This is a genomic window from Streptomyces sp. NPDC055103, assembly GCF_053607625.1.
Map to the genome: position 1 here is coordinate 51,280 of NZ_JBSGTX010000047.1, position 18,219 is coordinate 69,498.

15 protein-coding genes are annotated in these 18,219 nt (G+C 73.4%); 11 read left to right on the plus strand and 4 right to left on the minus strand.

The window, feature by feature from the left end:
• Positions 1-9: 9 nt before the first annotated feature.
• Positions 10-795 carry an aminotransferase class IV gene (locus tag ACWFR1_RS26830; protein WP_453555366.1) on the minus strand — a complete coding sequence of 262 codons (786 nt, stop codon included), beginning with the start codon at positions 793-795 and terminating at the stop codon, positions 10-12.
• Between the two features lie 92 nt (positions 796-887).
• On the opposite strand from ACWFR1_RS26830, the gene ACWFR1_RS26835 reads away from it, so the two are divergent.
• From ACWFR1_RS26835 to cutA, 4 genes are read left to right on the plus strand one after another with little or no spacing between them, the layout of a single operon-like run.
• Positions 888-1,640 (plus strand): NADPH-dependent FMN reductase, encoded by a 753-nt coding sequence (locus ACWFR1_RS26835; RefSeq protein ID WP_453555367.1) that lies wholly within the window; start codon positions 888-890, stop codon positions 1,638-1,640.
• Between the two features lie 12 nt (positions 1,641-1,652).
• Positions 1,653-3,458 (plus strand): ABC transporter ATP-binding protein, encoded by a 1,806-nt coding sequence (locus ACWFR1_RS26840; protein WP_453555369.1) that lies wholly within the window; start codon positions 1,653-1,655, stop codon positions 3,456-3,458.
• Positions 3,455-5,455 carry an ABC transporter ATP-binding protein gene (locus ACWFR1_RS26845; RefSeq protein ID WP_453555371.1) on the plus strand — a complete coding sequence of 667 codons (2,001 nt, stop codon included), beginning with the start codon at positions 3,455-3,457 and terminating at the stop codon, positions 5,453-5,455. Before ACWFR1_RS26840 ends, ACWFR1_RS26845 begins: the two co-directional genes overlap by 4 nt.
• Positions 5,452-6,174 (plus strand): divalent cation tolerance protein CutA, encoded by a 723-nt coding sequence (cutA, locus tag ACWFR1_RS26850; protein WP_453555373.1) that lies wholly within the window; start codon positions 5,452-5,454, stop codon positions 6,172-6,174. Before ACWFR1_RS26845 ends, cutA begins: the two co-directional genes overlap by 4 nt.
• 34 nt (positions 6,175-6,208) lie before the next feature.
• Here cutA and ACWFR1_RS26855 read toward each other — a convergent pair whose 3' ends face one another.
• From ACWFR1_RS26855 to ACWFR1_RS26865, 3 genes are all read right to left on the minus strand, one after another.
• Positions 6,209-8,293, minus strand: a complete 2,085-nt coding sequence (locus tag ACWFR1_RS26855; RefSeq protein WP_453555375.1) for a molybdopterin oxidoreductase family protein — start codon at positions 8,291-8,293, stop codon at positions 6,209-6,211.
• A 72-nt stretch (positions 8,294-8,365) separates the two neighbouring features.
• Positions 8,366-9,055 (minus strand): SanA/YdcF family protein, encoded by a 690-nt coding sequence (locus ACWFR1_RS26860; RefSeq protein WP_453555377.1) that lies wholly within the window; start codon positions 9,053-9,055, stop codon positions 8,366-8,368.
• Positions 9,056-9,087: 32 nt separating this feature from the next.
• A complete protein-coding gene (locus tag ACWFR1_RS26865; RefSeq protein WP_453555379.1) occupies positions 9,088-9,810 on the minus strand; it encodes an aquaporin in 723 nt (240 codons plus the stop codon).
• Between the two features lie 91 nt (positions 9,811-9,901).
• Between ACWFR1_RS26865 and ACWFR1_RS26870 the strand changes: the two genes are divergently transcribed.
• The 7 genes from ACWFR1_RS26870 (at position 9,902) to ACWFR1_RS26900 (ending at position 18,128) form a co-directional block, all read left to right on the plus strand.
• Entirely contained in the window at positions 9,902-10,360 is a 459-nt protein-coding gene (locus ACWFR1_RS26870; RefSeq protein ID WP_453555392.1) for a GNAT family N-acetyltransferase, read from the plus strand.
• Entirely contained in the window at positions 10,357-11,058 is a 702-nt protein-coding gene (locus ACWFR1_RS26875; RefSeq protein ID WP_453555380.1) for a hypothetical protein, read from the plus strand. The genes ACWFR1_RS26870 and ACWFR1_RS26875 overlap by 4 nt, the downstream gene beginning before the upstream one ends.
• A gap of 139 nt (positions 11,059-11,197) precedes the next feature.
• Positions 11,198-12,076: a sirohydrochlorin chelatase gene (locus ACWFR1_RS26880; protein ID WP_453555382.1), complete on the plus strand. Its 879-nt coding sequence runs from the start codon at positions 11,198-11,200 to the stop codon at positions 12,074-12,076.
• A 35-nt stretch (positions 12,077-12,111) separates the two neighbouring features.
• Complete coding sequence (locus ACWFR1_RS26885; RefSeq protein ID WP_453555384.1) at positions 12,112-13,422, plus strand: deoxyguanosinetriphosphate triphosphohydrolase; 1,311 nt, start codon at positions 12,112-12,114, stop codon at positions 13,420-13,422.
• 117 nt (positions 13,423-13,539) lie between these two features.
• Positions 13,540-14,802, plus strand: a complete 1,263-nt coding sequence (locus ACWFR1_RS26890; RefSeq protein WP_453555386.1) for an NAD(P)/FAD-dependent oxidoreductase — start codon at positions 13,540-13,542, stop codon at positions 14,800-14,802.
• A 223-nt stretch (positions 14,803-15,025) separates the two neighbouring features.
• Entirely contained in the window at positions 15,026-16,924 is a 1,899-nt protein-coding gene (gene dnaG, locus ACWFR1_RS26895) for a DNA primase (protein ID WP_453555388.1), read from the plus strand.
• Positions 16,925-17,096: 172 nt separating this feature from the next.
• Entirely contained in the window at positions 17,097-18,128 is a 1,032-nt protein-coding gene (locus ACWFR1_RS26900) for an RNA polymerase sigma factor (protein WP_453555394.1), read from the plus strand.
• Positions 18,129-18,219: the final 91 nt, after the last annotated feature.

Genomic DNA, 18,219 nt, shown 5'->3' on the forward strand with positions numbered 1-18,219 from the left:
CGCGTTCCGTCACGCCCGCAGCGCGTCCCACTCCACCGACTCGTATGCCGAGTAGACCCTCTCCATCAGGTCCTCGTCCACCGCGAAGTCCACCGAGTCGATACCCGAAACCGGTGCGATCCCCCGGGAGTTGGTCACGAAGGCCGCACGGTACCCGCCCAGGTCCGCGAGGGAAACCGGCCGCCGCACCGAGTCGAGCAGCGGTTCGAGGAGGCTCATCGTGATCCCCACGAGGTGGGGCGCCGACGGCCAGACCACCGAAGCGCCGTCCCAGAAAGCGATGTTGGTGACCGCACCCTCGGCGATGTCGCCGTTCGACGAGGTCAGCAGGGCCTCGTCGTAGCCGGCGCGCCGGGCCGCCTCGCGGTGGTAACTCTGGCCGAAGCCGCCGAGGTGTTTGATGTGCGCCGCGGGGCGCAGGTAGTCGACGCTCCTGAGGCGCTGCGGCGCCCCGGGCCCGTCCGGGGCGGGCTCGCGGACGGCGACCAGGAGGCGGACGCCCTCGTGCACGTGCACCCGGGCCGAGCAGTCCCGCCGTCCGGAGGCCGCCACGGCCCCGGCGAGCAGCTCGCGGACCCGGTCGCCGGGCAGTTCCTCCGCGAAGAGCTCGCGGGTGGAGCGGTCGAGCCGTTCGAGGTGGCGGCCGAGGCCCTTCACGCGCCCGTCCCGCACCTGCATCGCCGTGAAGTGGCCGAAGCCGCTCGTGAGGGCCGCGAGGAGCTCCGGGTCGACCGCCGGGACGCCGTCGACCTCGACGTACGGGGGCGGGGTGGGGGGTGCGGGCGGAGTCGTCATGCCCTCACCGTACGGGCCGGAAAAGGCCCTGGGGAAAGTCGTCGGGATCACCGCTTGACCTCAACCAAACTTGAGGTACCACGATCATCGACATGGACACCGACACCACGAACTCCGCGGCCCTCACGAACTCCGCCGCCACCGCCGACGCGTCTTTCGAGGCCGCCTCCGACGCCTCTTTCGAGACCACCACCGGCACCTCCGCCGCCGCCGCCACCTCCGCCTCCACCGCCTCCACCACCGCCGCCTCCACCACCGCCGCCTCCGCCGCCCCGCTGAACCTCGCCCTGATCGTGGCGAGCGACCGCGAAGGCCGCTTCGCCCCCGTCATCACCGACTGGCTCCGCTCCCGGCTCGCCGAGCGCGAGGACTTCGCCGTGACGGTCGTCGACCTCGCCGAGGTCGACCTCCCCACCTCCCTCTCCCACCACCCGTCCCCGGCCGTCCGCGCCGAACTCGCCAAGGTCTCCCCGGCCCTCGCCGCCGCCGACGCCTTCGTCGTCCTCACCCCCGAGTACAACCACTCCTTCCCCGCCTCCCTCAAGAACCTCATCGACCGGCACTACACCGAGTGGCAGGCGAAGCCCGTCGGCTTCGTCTCCTACGGCGGCGTCTCCGGCGGCCTGCGGGCCGTCGAGCAGCTCCGCCCGGTCTTCGCCGAGGTCCACGCCGTCACCGTCCGCGACTCCGTCTCCTTCCACTCCGCCTGGTCGCTCTTCGACGAGGACGGAGCCCACAAGGACCCCGCCGCCGCCGAGGGCGCGGCCAAGATCCTGTTCGACCAGCTCGCCTGGTGGGCGCTCGCGCTCAAGGAAGCCAAGTCCGCCCGCCCGTACACCGTGTGAGGGACCGTCACCGTGCTGCTGCGACTCCTCGCTCCCCGCCTCAGGCCCTACCGGGCCCTCCTCGCCGTCCTCGTCCTCCTCCAGCTCGTCCAGTCGCTCGCCTCGCTCGCCCTGCCCGCCCTCAACGCCGGAGTCATCGACGAGGGCGTCCTCCGCGGGGACACCGACCGGGTCCTCCGCGGGGGCGCCGAGATGCTCGGCATCACCCTCCTCCAGGCCGCGGCGGCGGCCGCCGCCACCTACACCGGCGCCAGGATCGCCATGGGCGTCGCCCGCGACCTGCGCTCCGAGGTCTTCCGCCGCGTCCAGGACTTCTCCGCCCAGGAGAGGGGCCGGTTCGGCGCCGCCTCCCTCGTCACCCGGACCACCAACGACGTCCAGCAGGTCCAGACGTTCACCGTCCTCGTCCTGACGATGCTGGTCGCGGCGCCCCTGCTCTGCTTCGGCGGACTCGCCATGGCCCTGCGCCAGGACGTGCCGATGGCCCTGGTCCTGTTCCTCTTCCTGCCCGTGATGACCGGCGCCGTCGGCGCGATCGTCCTGCGGATGCGACCGCTCTTCCGCGGCATGCAGGAGCGCGTCGACCGGGTCAACCGCGTGCTGCGCGAGCAGATCAACGGCGTCCGCGTGGTCCGGGCCTTCGTCCGCGACCGGCACGAGCGGGAACGGTTCGCCGCCGCCAACGACGAACTCCTCACCGTCGGCCTCCGGGCGGGCCGGCTCCAGGCCCTGATGTTCCCGACGGTCCTCGTCGTCTGGGAGCTGACGACCGTCGCCCTCATCTACGTCGGCGCCCACCGCATCGACGGCGGCGAGCTCCAGCCCGGCGGGCTCGTCGCCTTCCTCGGCTACCTGCTCCAGACCTCCATGTCCGTGATGATGGTCCTCTTCCTCCTGATGCACATGCCGCGCGCCGAGGTCGGCGCCGAGCGCATCCGCGAGGTGCTCGACACCCCGCTCTCCGTCACCCCGCCCGCCGACCCCGTCCGCACGCTCAAGGGCGCCGGACACCTCGACCTCACGGGCGTCGGATTCCGCTACCCGGGCGCCGAGGAGCCCGTCCTCAAGGACGTCGACCTCGTCGCCCGCCCCGGTGAGACCACCGCGATCATCGGCTCCACCGGCAGCGGCAAGTCGACGCTCCTCGGGCTCGTGCCCCGGCTCTTCGACGCGACCGGCGGCGAGGTCCTCGTCGACGGCGTCGACGTCCGCGCTCTCGACCCCGCCCTGATGGCGAGGACCGTCGGCCTCGTCTCCCAGAAGCCCTACCTCTTCTCCGGGACGGTCGCGACGAACCTGCGGTACGGGTATCCCGACGCGACCGACGAGGAGCTCTGGCACGCCCTGGAGACCGCCCAGGCCGCCGACTTCGTCCGCGCCCTCGGAGGCGGCGGTCCCGACGGCGGCGGTCCCGGCGACGGCGGTCTCGACGACGGCGGTCCCGACGAAGGCCTGGACGGCGGCCTGGCCGCCCCGGTCGCCCAGGGCGGCACCAACCTCTCCGGCGGCCAGCGCCAGCGGCTCGCCATCGCCCGGGTCCTCGTCGCCCGCCCCCGCCTCTACCTCTTCGACGACTCCTTCTCCGCCCTCGACGCCCGCACCGACGCCAGGCTCCGCGAAGCGCTCCGGCGGGAGACCGCGGACGCGACCGTGGTGATCGTCGCCCAGCGGGTCTCCACCATCCGGAACGCCGACCGGATCGTCGTCCTCGACCGGGGCAGGACCGTCGGCACCGGCACCCACGAGTCCCTCATGCGGGACAGCGCCACCTACCGGGAGATCGTCCTCTCCCAGCTCACCGAGGAGGAAGCCGCATGAGTACGACGACGCCCACCCGCACGGCGGACGCACCCCGCACCGCCCCCGCCCGCAGCGGCCCCCCGCCCAAGGACCGCGGCCCCGGCCTCCCCACCGCCGGCCTCGAACGCTCCCTGGAGTTCCGCGCCTCCGGCCTCCGCCTCCTGCGCACCCTCGCCCCCGACAAGGCCTTACTGCTCGCCGTCCTCGCCGTGGGCGCCACGGCCGTCGCCCTCGCCGTCCTCAGCCCCCTCCTCCTCGGCCGCGCCACCGACCTCGTCATCACCGGCGCCACCGGCCCGGCCGGGGTCGACTTCGCCGCCGTCGGCCTGCTCCTCGCCGTCTCCGTCGCCGTCGTCACCGGCTCGTCCCTCTTCACCTGGATCCAGCTGCGGATCGCCACCACCGTCGTCCAGCAGGCCGGCCGGCGCCTGCGCGAGCAGGCCCAGCACAAGCTGGCGCGGCTCCCGCTCACGTACTTCGACCGCCAGCCGCGCGGCGAGGTCCTCTCCCGCACCACGAACGACATCGACAACATCACGCAGACCCTCCAGCAGACCTTCAGCCAGATGACCCGCGCCCTGCTGACCCTCATCGGCGTCCTCGCGATGATGTTCTGGATCTCCCCGCTCCTCGCGCTCGTCGCCCTCGGCACCGTGCCCGTCTCGGTCGCCGTCGCCGCCTTCGTCGGGCGGCGCGCCCAGCCGCAGTTCGTGAAGCAGTGGGCGGTCACCGGCCGGCTCGGCAGCCACGCCGAGGAGATGATCACCGGCCATACCGAGGTCGTCGCCTTCGGCCGCCGCGCCGAGGCCGTGCGGCGCTTCGACGAGCTCGGCGAGGAGCTGTACCGGGCGAGCTTCCGCGCCCAGTTCGTCTCCGGCTTCATCCAGCCCGCGCTGACCTTCGTCGGCAACCTCAACTACGTCGTCCTCGCGGTGCTCGGCGGTCTGCGGGTGGCGAGCGGCACCCTGACCGTCGGCGACGTCCAGGCCTTCGTCCAGTACTCGTACGAGTTCAACGGCCCGATCAACCAGGTCGCCGCCATGGCCAACCTCCTCCAGTCCGGGGTGGCCTCCGCCGAGCGGGTCTTCGACCTCCTCGACGCCGACGAGGAGTCCCCGGACCCGGACCCGGACCCGGACCCGGACCCGGACCCGGACCGGGACCCGGACCGGGACCCGGACCCGGACCGGGACCCGGACCGGGACCCGGACCCGGACCGGGACCCGGACCGGGACCCGGACCGGGCGGAGCCGCAGCGCCCCGCGCGGGTCAGGGGCCGGGTCTCCTTCGAGAAGGTCGCCTTCCGCTACGAGCCCGGCAAGCCGCTCATCGAGGACCTGTCGCTGACCGTGGAGCCGGGCCGGACGGTCGCGATCGTCGGCCCGACGGGCGCCGGCAAGACGACCCTCGTCAACCTCCTCATGCGGTTCTACGAGGTCACGGGCGGCCGCATCACCCTGGACGGGACGGACATCGCCACGATGTCCCGCGAGGACCTGCGGGCCGGGATCGGGATGGTCCTCCAGGACACCTGGCTCTTCGGCGGCACCATCGCCGACAACATCGCCTACGGGCTGCCCGGCGAGGTCTCGCGGGAGCGGATCGTCGAGGCCGCGCGCGCCGCGCACGCCGACCGCTTCGTCCGGACCCTCCCCGACGGGTACGACACCGTCCTCGACGAGGACGGGGGAGGCCTCAGCGCCGGTGAGAAGCAGCTGGTCACGCTCGCCCGCGCCTTCCTCTCCGAGCCGGTGGTCCTCGTCCTCGACGAGGCCACCAGCTCCGTCGACACCCGCACCGAACTCCTCGTCCAGCAGGCCATGTCGTCCCTCCGCGCGGGCCGCACCAGCTTCGTCGTCGCCCACCGGCTCTCCACGATCCGGGACGCGGACGTCATCCTGGTGATGGAGGGCGGCTCGATCGCCGAGCAGGGCACCCACGAGGAGCTGCTCGCCGCCGACGGGGCGTACGCCCGGCTGCATACGGCCCAGTTCGCTCGTACGGTGGAGACGTGATCGTCACCGTCCGCACCACCACCGACGCGCGCGCCAAGGCCGACGCCCTGGCGCGCGGCGCCGTCGAGGCCCGGCTCGTCGCCTGCGCGCAGATCTCGGGTCCCGTCACCTCCGTCTACCACTGGCGGGGCGCGATCGAGACCACCGAGGAGTGGGAGGTGGAGTTCAAGACCACCGAGGCCCGCTACGCGGCCCTGGAGGCGCACCTCCTCGCCGCCCACGGCTACGAGACGCCCGAGATCCTCGCCACCCGGGCGAGCCGCGTCAGCGAGGAGTACGCCCGCTGGGTCGAGCGGGAGACCGAGGCGGCCGCGCCCGTCGAGGCCCCGGCGCACCAGGAGCGGCCGTTCTTCATGTACGGGACGCTGCGCCCGGGCGCGTACAACCACGACCGGTTCCTCCGCGGCCGGATCGGCACCGAGGCGGACGCCGTGCTGCACGGTGCCGTCCTGCACGACGGACCCGGCTATCCGTACGCCGTCCCGGCGGCCGGGGGCGGCCGGGTGGTCGGCACGCTGCTGACGCCGGAGCCCGGCGCGTACGGCGAGCTGTTCGGCCTGCTCGACCGGCTGGAGCTGCCCGCCGGGTACGAGAGGGTGGCGATGGACGTCGTACGGGTCCGGGACAAGGAGCGGGTGTCCGCCTGGGTGTTCCTGGCGGCGCCGGACGCGCCGCTCGGCCCGGTCATCGAGAGCGGCGACTGGTTCGACCGGCCGTAGCCGTAGCCGTAGCCGTGGCCGTGGCCGTGGCGCTTCAGGCGTCCCGCTCCAGTCGGACCGCGCACACCTTGAACTCCGGCATCCGGGAGACCGGGTCGAGCGCCGGATTGACGAGCGTGTTCGCCCGGCCCTCGCCCGCCCAGTGGAACGGCATGAAGACGGTGTCCGGCCGGATCGCCGTCGTGATCCGGGCCGGCGCGACGGCCCGCCCGCGCCGCGAGACCACCGCGAGCCGCTCGCCCTCGGCCACCCCGAGCCGCTCGGCGAGGCGCGGGTGGAGCTCCACGAAGGGCCCCGGCGCCGCCGCGTTCAGCTCGGCGACCCGCCGGGTCTGCGCGCCCGACTGGTACTGGGACACGACACGGCCCGTGGTGAGGACGACCGGGTACTCCGCGTCCGTCTCCTCCGCCGCGGGCCGGTGCACCACCGGTACGAACCGGGCCCGCCCGTCGGGCGTCGCGAACCGGTCGAGGAAGAGCCGGGGTGTGCCCGGGTGGGCCCCGTCGGGGCACGGCCAGAAGACGCCCTGCTCCTCCTCGATGCGCCGGTAGCTGATGCCGGAGTAGTCGGCGGGGCCGCCGGCCGAGGCGCGCCGCAGCTCGTCGAAGACCTCCTCGGGGTCGGCGGAGAAACCCTTCTCCCAGCCGAGGAGCCCGGCGAGCGCGTGCAGCGCCTCCAGGTCGCTGCGTACCCCGGAGGGCGGGGTGAGGGCACGGCGCCGCAGCAGCACCCGTCCCTCCAGGTTCGTCATCGTCCCGGTCTCCTCGGCCCACTGGGTGACGGGCAGGACGACATCGGCGAGCGCGGCGGTCTCGGAGAGGACGACGTCGGCGACGGCGAGGAAGTCGAGCGAGCGCAGCCGCCCCTCGACGTGCGCGGCGCGCGGCGCGGAGACCACCGGGTTGGAGCCCATGAGGAGCAGGGCCTTCACCTCGCCGCCGAGCGCGTCGAGGAGCTCGTACGCGCTCCGCCCCGGCCCCGGCAGCGTGTCCGGGTCCACGCCCCACACCCCGGCGACGTGCGCGCGGGCGGCGGGGTCGTCGAGCTTGCGGTAGCCGGGGAGCTGGTCGGCCTTCTGGCCGTGCTCGCGGCCGCCCTGGCCGTTGCCCTGCCCGGTGAGGCAGCCGTAGCCGCTCAAGGGCCGGCCCGCGTTGCCGGTGGCGAGGCAGAGGTTGATCCAGGCGCCGACGGTGTCCGTCCCCTTGGACTGCTGCTCGGGGCCGCGCGCGGTCAGGACCATGCCGGTGGGGGCGTCGCAGAACATCGCGACCGCCTCGCGCAGCTGCGGCACGGACACGCCGGTGATCCGCTCGACCTGCTCGGGCCAGTGGGACATGGCGCCGGCGCGGGCCGCCTCCCAGCCGGAGGTGCGCCCGTCGACGAACTCCTCGTCCACCCGCCCCTCGGCGACCACGAGGTGGAGCATGCCGAGGGCGAGCGCGAGGTCGGTGCCGGGGCGCGGGGCGAGGTGGAGATCGGCCTGTTCTGCGGTCCGGGTGCGGCGGGGGTCGACGACGATCAGCTTCCCGCCGTTCTCCCGCAGTTCGGTGAGGTAGCGCAGGGCGGGCGGCATGGTCTCGGCGAGGTTGGAGCCGACGAGGATCACGCAGCCGGCCTTGGGGATGTCCTCCAGGGGGAAGGGGAGTCCCCGGTCGAGGCCGAAGGCCCTGCCGTGCGCGGCGGCGGCGGACGACATGCAGAAGCGGCCGTTGTAGTCGATCTGCGAGGTGCCGAGGACCAGCCGGGCGAACTTCCCGAGGGTGTACGCCTTCTCGTTGGTGAGCCCGCCGCCGCCGAAGACCCCCACGGCATCGGCGCCGTGGTCGGCGCGGGTCCTGCTCAGTCCTTCGGCGACGGCGGCGAGCGCCTCCTCCCAGGTCGCGGGCCGCAGATCCCCCGTGTCAGGGCATCGGACCAGGGGCTCGGTGAGCCGGACCCGGGAGGAGAGTACGGAGGGGGCGGTGCGGCCCTTGCCGCACAGGGCGCCCTTGTTGACGGGGAAGTCGGTCCTGTCGACCACCTCGGCGGGCAGCTCCGGGGCGCCGGTGGGGCGGAGCGACATGCCGCACTGCAGGGCGCAGTAGGGGCAGTGGGTCGGGACGGCGGTGGCGTCGGACATGCCGCCAGCGTGGGTCAGGCGTGTTACGCGGGGCGGCGCCGCGTATTACGGGCGCGGGGCTCTCCGCTCAGCTCACGGCAGGTCGCGAGGTGAGGCGAGGGCCTCCGTGACGCCCGGTTCCTTCGGTCCGAGGAACTGCGGATCGGGGCGCAGGCCCGCGTCGAGGGCGGCCTTGGCGGCCGCGAACAGCTCGCGCGAGGTGCCGTAGTACCAGGTGCGGTCGTGGGGTTCGGAGACCCCGACGCCGTACGAGTCGACGCCCGCCGCCCCGCAGAGCGCGACGGCCCGCTTGATGTGGAAGTCCTGGGTGACGAGGACGGCCCGGTCGACGCCGAAGACCTTCTTGGCCCGGACGCAGGAGTCCCAGGTGTCGAAGCCCGCGTAGTCGCTGACGATCCGGCCCTCGGGCACCCCGCGCCCGGTGAGGTAGGCCCGCATGGCGCTGGGCTCGTCGTACGCGGTCCTGCTGTTGTCGCCGGTGACGAGGAGGACCCGGACCTTGCCCGTGCGGTACAGCTCGGCGGCGGTGTCGAGCCGGTGCGCGAGGTACGGGGTGGGGCGCCCGTTCCACAGCCCGGCGCCGAAGACGACGGCGACGTCCCGGGCGGGGACGTCGGCGGTGGTACGGAGCTTCCCGGCGGCGGAGGCGTGCATCCAGGTGGAGGGGAGGAGGGCGAGGACGGCACCCGCCATCACGGCCTGGACGGTGCGGCGGCGGGCCCGCGTGGTGCGGGGAATCCACCGGATCGGCCGTGCCGGCATATCGGGAACCTCCAGGGGCGGGCGGGTTGCTGTCACCCCGTCCGACGCGGATCGGCGGGCTTCGGTTCGCCGTCACCGCCGACTGTTCCGTACAGCACACCCGCGAGGCCGAGCCCGAGCACCATCCCGAGGAGCTGGGCGGCGGCGTAGGAGGGGACGGAGCCGGGGGCGATCCCGGTGAAGGAGTCGGAGAAGGCGCGGCCGAGGGTGGCCGCCGGATTGGCGAAGGACCCGGAGGAGGTGAACCAGATCGCCGCGCCGATGTACCCGGCGACTGCCACCGGGGCGAGGCCGGGGCGGCCGATACGGCGCAGCCCCTGCACGACCAGGACGAGCCCGGCGGTGGCGACGGCCTCGCCGAGGAGGAGGTGGAGCGCCGAGCGCGGCTCGGTGGCCCAGGCACCGGGCGCCCGCCCGAACATGGCCTCGGCGAGCAGGGCGCCCGTGACGGCCCCGGCGAGCTGCGCGCCGATGTAGGCGAGGACCTCGCGCCCGCCGCGCTCGTGCCGGCGCGACCACCACTCGGAGAGGGTCACGACGGGGTTGAAGTGGGCCCCGGAGAGCGGCCCGATGAGGGCGATGAGCAGGCCGAGGCCGAGGGCGGAGGCGGCGGCGTTGGCGAGCAGGCGGACGCCGATGTCCTGGCTGAGGGAGTCGGCGCGGATGCCGGAGCCGACGACGACGGCGACGAGGGCGGCGGTGCCGATGAACTCGGCGGCGGTCCGGCGAGGGAGAGAGGGCGGGGACATTCTCATAACGGAAAAGATATTCCGTGATTCGGAAGGAAAAAAGGGGGGAGGGGCAGGTGTGCGGACCCGTACCATCCGAGCCGTGAAGATCGAAAACATGGACATTCGCCGGGCGGTCGATTCCGACGCCGCCGCGGTGGCCGATGTGTGGCTCCGCTCCTACACGGCGGCGCTCCCGGGCGTGCGCCGCGCGCACACCGACGACGAGGTCCGGTACTGGCTCCGGGAGATCGTCGTGCCGAACCAGGAGACCTGGGTGGCGACGGTCGACGGCTCGGTCGTCGCCATGATGGTGCTTGACGACGAGGAGCTGGACCAGCTCTACGTCGACCCGCAGTGGCGCGGTCAGGGCATCGGCGACCGACTCGTGGAGCTGGCCAAGCAGAACCGTCCGACCGGGCTGGCGCTGTGGACGTTCCAGGTCAACGCCCCGGCGGGCCGCTTCTACGAACGGCACGGCTTCGTCGAGGCCGAGCGCACCGACGGCGGGCGCAACGAGGAGCGGGAACCGGACATCCGGTACGTGTGGCAGCCCGACCTCACGGCCCGCCCGTGATCACCGACACCGTCCTCGGGGACGCCGTCCGCAACAACGCCGAGTGGTGCCAGGTCATGTGCCGCGCCCACGGACACCCCGGCACCTTCGGCCCGCGCGCCTGGACGAACGACCGCCGCACCCCTCTCTACTACCCGGACGCGGTGACGCTGACCGAGGACGCGGACGCCGAGGACTTCCTCGCCACCATCGACCGCGGCACGCCCGGCGCCTCCGTCAAGGACAGCTACGCCCGCTTCGACCTGGCCGCCGAGGGCTTCCGCCTCCTCTTCGAGGCCCAGTGGATCGCCCGCCCCGCCGGCCCCTCCGACCTCCCGGTCACGGCCGGCTGGCGCCCCGTCCGCACCCCGGAGGAACTCGCCGCCTGGGCCCTCGCCTGGAGCGGCGACGACGCCGACGACGCGGCGCTCTTCCACCCCGCACTCCTCGCCGACCCGGCGACGACGATCGTCGCGGGATACTCCGCCGACGGCCGGATCCTCGGCGGCGCGGTGCTCAGCGAGAGCGCCCGCGTCACCGGCGTCACCAACCTCTTCGCCACGGGCGACACCGACCCGTCCCACATCTGGGCGGGCGCCCTCGCCGCCGCCCCGGACGACCGCCCCGTCGTCGGCTACGAGTCCGGCGGCGACCTGTCCCCGGCCCTCGCCGCCGGCTTCGAGGAGATCGGCCCGCTACGGGTCTGGCTGGGCGACTGACACCCGCCGGGCGGCGCCGGTGAGGTCACGGCGAACAGCTGGGCGCCTGACACCGGCCGGGCGGCGCCCGTGAGGTCACGGCAACCAGTCGTGACTCCCGCGCAACGGGCAGGCAACGTGCCGCCCTCAGGATCGGTGCATGACGGAGCCGGACAGCACGTTCGACAGCGCCGCCGAGCTGCTCGGCAGGATCACCGAGCAGCTCGGGACCCAGCTCGGCCACGTGCATCCGTTTGGCCGTCGGCCGCGGAAGCACGACGAGGAGGTACGCACACCGATGAACGTCCCCACCCTCGTCGCCGTCGGGCACGGCAGCCGCGACCCCCGGGCCCGGGCCGCCCTGAGCCGCCTCCTCGACCGGGTCCGCGAGCTGCGCCCCGGGCTCGACGCCCGCCTCGCGCACATCGAGCTGAACGCACCCCTCCTCGACGACACCCTCGCCGGGCTCGCCGCCGAGGGCCGGGACGCCGTCCTCGTACCCCTCCTCTTCGCCCCCGGCCACCACGTCACCCACGACCTCCCCGCCGCCGCACCCGGCCTCCGCGCCCGCGTCGCCGAACCGCTCGGCGCGCACCCCCTCCTCGTCGAGGCCCTCGCCGACCGGCTCGCCGAGGCCGGCTGGAGCCCCGGCGACGGGACCTCCCGCGCCACCGGCGTCGTCCTCGCCTCCGCCGGCTCCCGCGACCCCCGGTCCGGCGCCGAGATCCGCCGGATCGCCGCCCTCCTCGGCGAGCGCCTCGGCGGCGTGCCCGTCCTCCCCGCGTACGCCTCCGCCGCCGCGCCCACCGTCCCCGAGGCCGTCCGCGCCCTCGCCGCCCGGGGCCGCCACCGCGTCGCCGTCGCCTCCTGCTTCACCGCCCCCGGCCTCTTCGCGACCCGCGCCGCGGCCCACGCCCCCTGGATCGCCGCCGCCCCGCTCGGCGCCCACCCCGCCCTGGCCCGCCTGGTCCTCCACCGCTACGACCGCGCCCTGGCAGGCGTCGCCGCCACCCGCGCGCGGGAACTCGCCGCCATCTGAGCTCTTCTGTCGGTCCCTCCGGTTACCTTCGACGCATGGAAGGCATCGAGGACACCGCAGACATCACGGGCACCCCCGGCTACGACTCCGCCGCCACCGAGCGCTGGGCCGCCGAACCCGACAAGCGGCCAGGACGCACCGCCTTCCAGCGCGACCGCGCCCGCGTGCTGCACTCCGCCGCGCTCCGCAGGCTCGCCGGCAAGACCCAGGTCGTCACCCCCGGCACCCGCAGCAACGTCTGGGACGCCAGCCCCCGCACCCGCCTCACCCACTCCCTCGAATGCGCCCAGGTCGGCCGCGAGCTCGGCGCCGCCCTCGGCTGCGACCCCGACCTCGTCGAGGCCGCCTGCCTCTCCCACGACATGGGCCACCCGCCCTTCGGGCACAACGGCGAGCAGGCGCTCAACGACGTCGCCAAGGACTGCGGCGGCTTCGAGGGCAACGCCCAGTCGCTCCGCCTCCTCACCCGCATCGAGCCCAAGCGCTTCGTGAAGGACGGCGACGGCGAGCTCGTCAGCGTCGGCCTCAACCTCACCCGCGCCGCCCTCGACGCCGCCACCAAGTACCCGTGGCCGCGCGGCGGCCACCCCGACGACCCCGGCTCGCCCAAGTTCGGCGTGTACGAGGACGACCTCCCCGTCTTCGCGTGGATCCGGGAGGGCGCCCCCGCCCACCGCAAGTGCTTCGAGGCCCAGGTCATGGACTGGTCCGACGACGTCGCCTACTCCGTCCACGACTTCGAGGACGGCCTGCACGCCGGGCACATCGACCCCAACATGCTGTTCGCCGAACCCGAGCGCGCCGACATCTTCGCCGTCGCCATCGGCCGCTACGTCCCCGAGGACACCGACCCGCAGCAGCTCGCCGAGGCCCTCGACCGGCTCGTCGACCAGGAGTGGTGGCCGCACGGCTACGACGGCTCCGCCGTCGCCCAGGCCCGCCTCAAGGACGCCACCAGCCAGCTCATCGGCCGTCTCTGCCTCGCCGCCGAGGGCGCCACCCGCCAGGCCTGGGGATCGGGCCGCCTCACCCGCTACGGCGCCGAGCTCGTCGTCCCCCGCGAGGCGCGCGACGAATGCGCCGTCCTCAAGGCCGTCGCCGACCGGTACGTGATGCAGCGCGCCGAGCAGGAGGTGCTCCGCGCCGACCAGCGCGTCGTCGTCGCCGAACTCGCCGAGGCCCTCGTCCTCCGCGCCCCCGACGGACTCGAACCGCAGTTCCGCGCCGCCTTCGACGCGGCGCGCGACGACCGGGCCCGCAAGCGCGTCATCGTCGACCAGATCGCCTCCCTCACCGACGCCTCCGCCCGCGCCCTCCACACCCACCTCCGCCCCCACCACGCGTAGGGCCTCTTCCGTCACCCGGCTCCGTGCGGGACGCTCGCATGCGCGCCCCGAGGCGGTCCGGCCGGACGAACGCCGGGGGGCGTAGGTTGGAACCGGTCGCAACGAGGAGGAATCGACGTGGTCGACGCAGATCAGACCTTTGTCATCGTCGGCGGAGGACTGGCAGGTGCCAAGGCGGCGGAGACGCTGCGCGCCGAGGGGTTCAACGGCCGGGTGATCCTCATCGGCGACGAACGCGACCACCCCTACGAGCGCCCACCCCTCTCCAAGGGCTACCTCACCGGCGCCAAGGAGCGCGACAGCGTCTTCGTCCACGAGGCCGCCTGGTACGCGGCGCACGACATCGAGCTCCACCTCGGCCAGTCCGTCACCGCCATAGACCGCGAGGCCCGCACCGTCCGCCTCGGCGACGGCACCGTCATCCGCTACGACAAGCTGCTCCTCGCCACCGGCGCCGAGCCCCGCCGCCTCGACGTCCCCGGCACCGGACTCGCCGGCGTCCACCACCTGCGCCGGCTCGCCCACGCCGACCGGCTCCGCCAGGTCCTCGCCGCCCTCGGCCGGGACAACGGCCATCTGGTGATCGCCGGCGGCGGCTGGATCGGCCTGGAGGTCGCCGCCGCCGCCCGCGGCTACGGCGCCGAGGTCACCGTCGTCGAGTACGAGCCCACCCCGCTGCACCGCGTCCTCGGCCCCGAGCTCGGCCAGCTCTTCGCCGACCTCCACAGCGACCACGGCGTCCGCTTCCACTTCGGCGCGAGGCTCACCGAGATCGTCGGCCAGGACGGCATGGTCCTCGCCGTCCGCACCGACGACGGCGAGGAGCACCCGGCGCACGCCGTGCTCGCCGCGATCGGCGCCGCCCCCCGTACCGCCCTCGCCGAGAACGCCGGGCTCGCCCTCGTCGACCGCGCCGACGGCGGCGGCATCGCCGTCGACGAGTCGCTGCGCACCTCCGACCCCGACATCTACGCCGCGGGCGACGTGGCCGCCGCCCACCACCCGCTGCTCCACACCCGGCTCCGCGTCGAGCACTGGGCCAACGCCCTCAACGGCGGCCCGGCCGCCGCCCGCGCCATGCTCGGGCAGCACGTCTCCTACGACCGGGTGCCCTACTTCTTCTCCGACCAGTACGACCTGGGCATGGAGTACTCCGGCTGGGCGCCCCCGGGCACGTACGACCAGGTCGTCGTCCGCGGCGACACCGGGAAGCGGGAGTTCATCGCCTTCTGGCTGAAGGAGGGCAGGGTCCTGGCCGGCATGAACGTGAATGTGTGGGACGTCACAGAGCCGATCCAGCGGCTCATCCGTTCCCGTACGGCCGTGGACCCGGAGGCCCTCGCCGACGCCTCCGTACCTCTGGAGAGCCTGGATTCCTAGGGGGTGTCTTGCCGATCAGGCCGGATCAGGGAGCGGGGTCTGGTGCGGTGCATCGCAAGGCGTCGGAGCGCCCTCATAGCGGTGGGGGTACCTCCCGTGCCCGAAGGGCTACGGGGGACTATGAGGGCGTTTCGGCAACGCGGCGAGGTGCCGTGCCAGACCCCGCGAGCCCGGCATGATCGGCAAGGCACCCCTAGCTCCGCCGTCCCCGTAGACTCAATGCGTGGCAGGCAGGATCAACGATGACGACGTGAAGGCGGTCCGGGACGCGGTCCCGATCGACGCCGTCGTGTCCGAGTACCTCCAGCTGCGCAACGCGGGCGGCGGCAACCTCAAGGGCCTCTGCCCCTTCCACGACGAGAAGTCGCCCTCCTTCCAGGTCAGCCCCAGCAAGGGACTCTTCCACTGCTTCGGCTGCCAGGAGGGCGGGGACACCTTCGCCTTCGTGATGAAGATCGACCACCTCTCCTTCTCGGAGACCGTCGAGCGCCTCGCCGCGAAGGCGGGCATCACCCTGCGGTACGAGGAAGGCGGCTACAACCCCGGCCACCAGCGCGGGGAGCGGATCCGTCTCGTCGAGGCGCACAAGGCCGCCACCCAGTTCTACATCGACCAACTCGACTCGCCCGAGGCTGAGATCGGCCGCAAGTTCCTCGCCGAGCGCGGCTTCGACCAGGCCGCCGCCGCGCACTTCGGCGTCGGCTACTCGCCGGCCGGCTGGGACCACCTCACCCGCTTCCTGCGCGGCAAGGGCTTCTCCGACAAGGAACTGATCCTCTCCGGCCTCTCCCAGGACGGCCGCCGCGGCCCCATCGACCGCTTCCGCGGCCGCCTCATGTGGCCCATCAGGGATGTCGGCGGCGATGTCGTCGGCTTCGGCGCGCGCAAGCTCCGCGACGACGACAACGGCCCCAAGTACCTCAACACGCCCGAGACGCCGATCTACAAGAAGTCCCAGGTGCTGTACGGCATCGACCTGGCCAAGAAGGACATCGCCAAGGTCAGCCGCGCCGTCGTCGTCGAGGGCTACACCGACGTCATGGCCTGCCACCTCGCCGGCGTCACCACCGCCATCGCCACCTGCGGCACCGCCTTCGGCGGCGACCACATCAAGATCCTCCGCCGCCTCCTGATGGACAACGGCTCGGCCCGCGTCATCTTCACCTTCGACGGCGACGCCGCCGGCCAGAAGGCGGCCCTGCGCGCCTTCGAGGACGACCAGAAGTTCGCCGCCGAGACGTACATCGCCATCGCCCCCGACGGCATGGACCCCTGCGACCTGCGGCTCGCCAAGGGCGACCAGGCCGTCGCCGAACTCGCCGAGCCCCGCACCCCGCTCTTCGAGTTCGCCCTCCGGCAGATCGTGAAGCGGTACGACCTGGAGACCCCGGCGGGCCGCGCCGCCGCCCTCGACGAGGCCGCCCCCGTCGTCGCCCGCATCAAGAACATCGGCGCCCAGCACGAGGTCGCCGTCCAGCTCGCCGGCATGCTCGGCATCCTCGACACGCAGTTCGTCGTCAAGCGGGTCGCCCAGCTCGCCCGCTGGGCCCGCGACCGCGGCGGCAAGGGCCCCGCGCAGCAGCAGCAGACCCCGCGGCGCGGATACGACACCGGCGCCCCCGCCCCCGCCGCGGCCTCCGGCCCCGCGCTCAACCTGCGCAGCCCCGCCCACCGCACCGAGCGCGAACTCCTCAAGCTCGCCCTCCAGCGCCCCGAACTGGTCTCCCCGGCCTTCGACGCGTACGGCATCGACGAGTTCACCGCCCCGCCCTACGCGGCCGTCCGCCAGTGCGTCCAGGACGCGGGCGGCGCCACCGGCGCCCCCTCCGACTACCTCGCCACCGTCCGCGAGGCCGCGCCCAACGACACCGTCCGCGCCCTCGTGACCGAACTCGCCGTCGAGACGATCTTCGCCAAGAACGTCGACGAGGCCTACGCCGGCGACCAGCTGGTCACCGTCCGCCTCCGCGCCGTCGACCGCCGCATCCGTGACGTCCAGGGCACCCTGGCCCGACTCGGCGCGAACGGCGACCCGGAACAGCTCGCGGCCGTGCAGAACGAACTGTGGGTGCTCACGCAGTACGGGCAGTCGCTCCGAAACAACGGCGCCGCGGCGCTCTGAAGCACGCTGGGTCACGTACCGCACTCAAAAAGTCACCGCACGCCCCTCGTGGCGGTGATGTGTCGTACCCCACACTGGTTGACGGTGTCGTCACGCTGCCGTACGCCCCCTCCGAACCGGCAGCGATCACCCGCCCTGGAGGTCGCCCCCCGTGCAGACCCAGACCGAGTCCGTGTCCGTGTCCGTGTCCGTGCCCCAGGAACCGTCACAGATCCCCGCGGAACCAGAACCCGCACCCGACGAGGAACCCGAGATCCCGGTCCAGCGGCGCCGCACCGACCTCGGCGGCAACGGGCCCTCCTCCGACCTCTTCCGCCAGTACCTCCGCGAGATCGGCCGCATCCCGCTCCTCAGCGCCGAGGAGGAGGTCGATCTGGCCCGGCGCGTCGAGGCGGGACTCTTCGCCGAGGAGAAACTCGCCAACACCCCCGACCTGGACAGCCGGTTGGCGAGCGACCTGGACCGGCTCGTCGTCCTCGGCCGGATCGCCAAACGCAAGCTCATCGAGGCCAACCTCCGCCTCGTCGTCTCCGTCGCCAAACGGTACGTCGGCCGCGGCCTCACCATGCTCGACCTCGTCCAGGAGGGGAACCTCGGCCTCATCCGGGCCGTCGAGAAGTTCGACTACGCGCGCGGCTACAAGTTCTCCACGTACGCGACCTGGTGGATCCGCCAGGCGATGTCCCGGGCCCTCGCCGACCAGGCCCGGACCATCCGCGTCCCCGTGCACGTCGTCGAACTCATCAACCGCGTCATCCGCGTCCAGCGCCGCATGCTCCAGGAGCGCGGCTACGAGCCCACCGCCGAGGAGGTCGCCGCCCAGCTCGACCTGGCCCCCGAGCGGGTCGGCGAGGTCCTCCGCCTCGCCCAGGAACCGGTCTCCCTGCACGCCCCCGTCGGCGAGGAGGACGACGTCGCCCTCGGCGACCTCATCGAGGACGGCGACGCCGCCTCACCCGTCGAGTCCGCCGCCTTCCTCCTCCTCCGCCGCCACCTGGAGGACGTGCTCTCCACCCTCGGCGAACGCGAACGGAAGGTCGTCCAGCTCCGCTACGGCCTCGACGACGGCCGGCCCCGCACCCTGGAGGAGATAGGCCGCATCTTCGGCGTGACCCGCGAACGCATCCGGCAGATCGAGTCCAAGACCCTCAACAAACTCCGCGACCACGCATACGCGGACCAGCTGCGGGGCTATCTGGACTAGGTGTATTGCCCCGGGAGGTTGTGGACGGGTGATGCAGGTCTCGGCTGAGACTGCTTGAACGGGTGAGGGCCTTCCGGGTTCGGTGTGGATT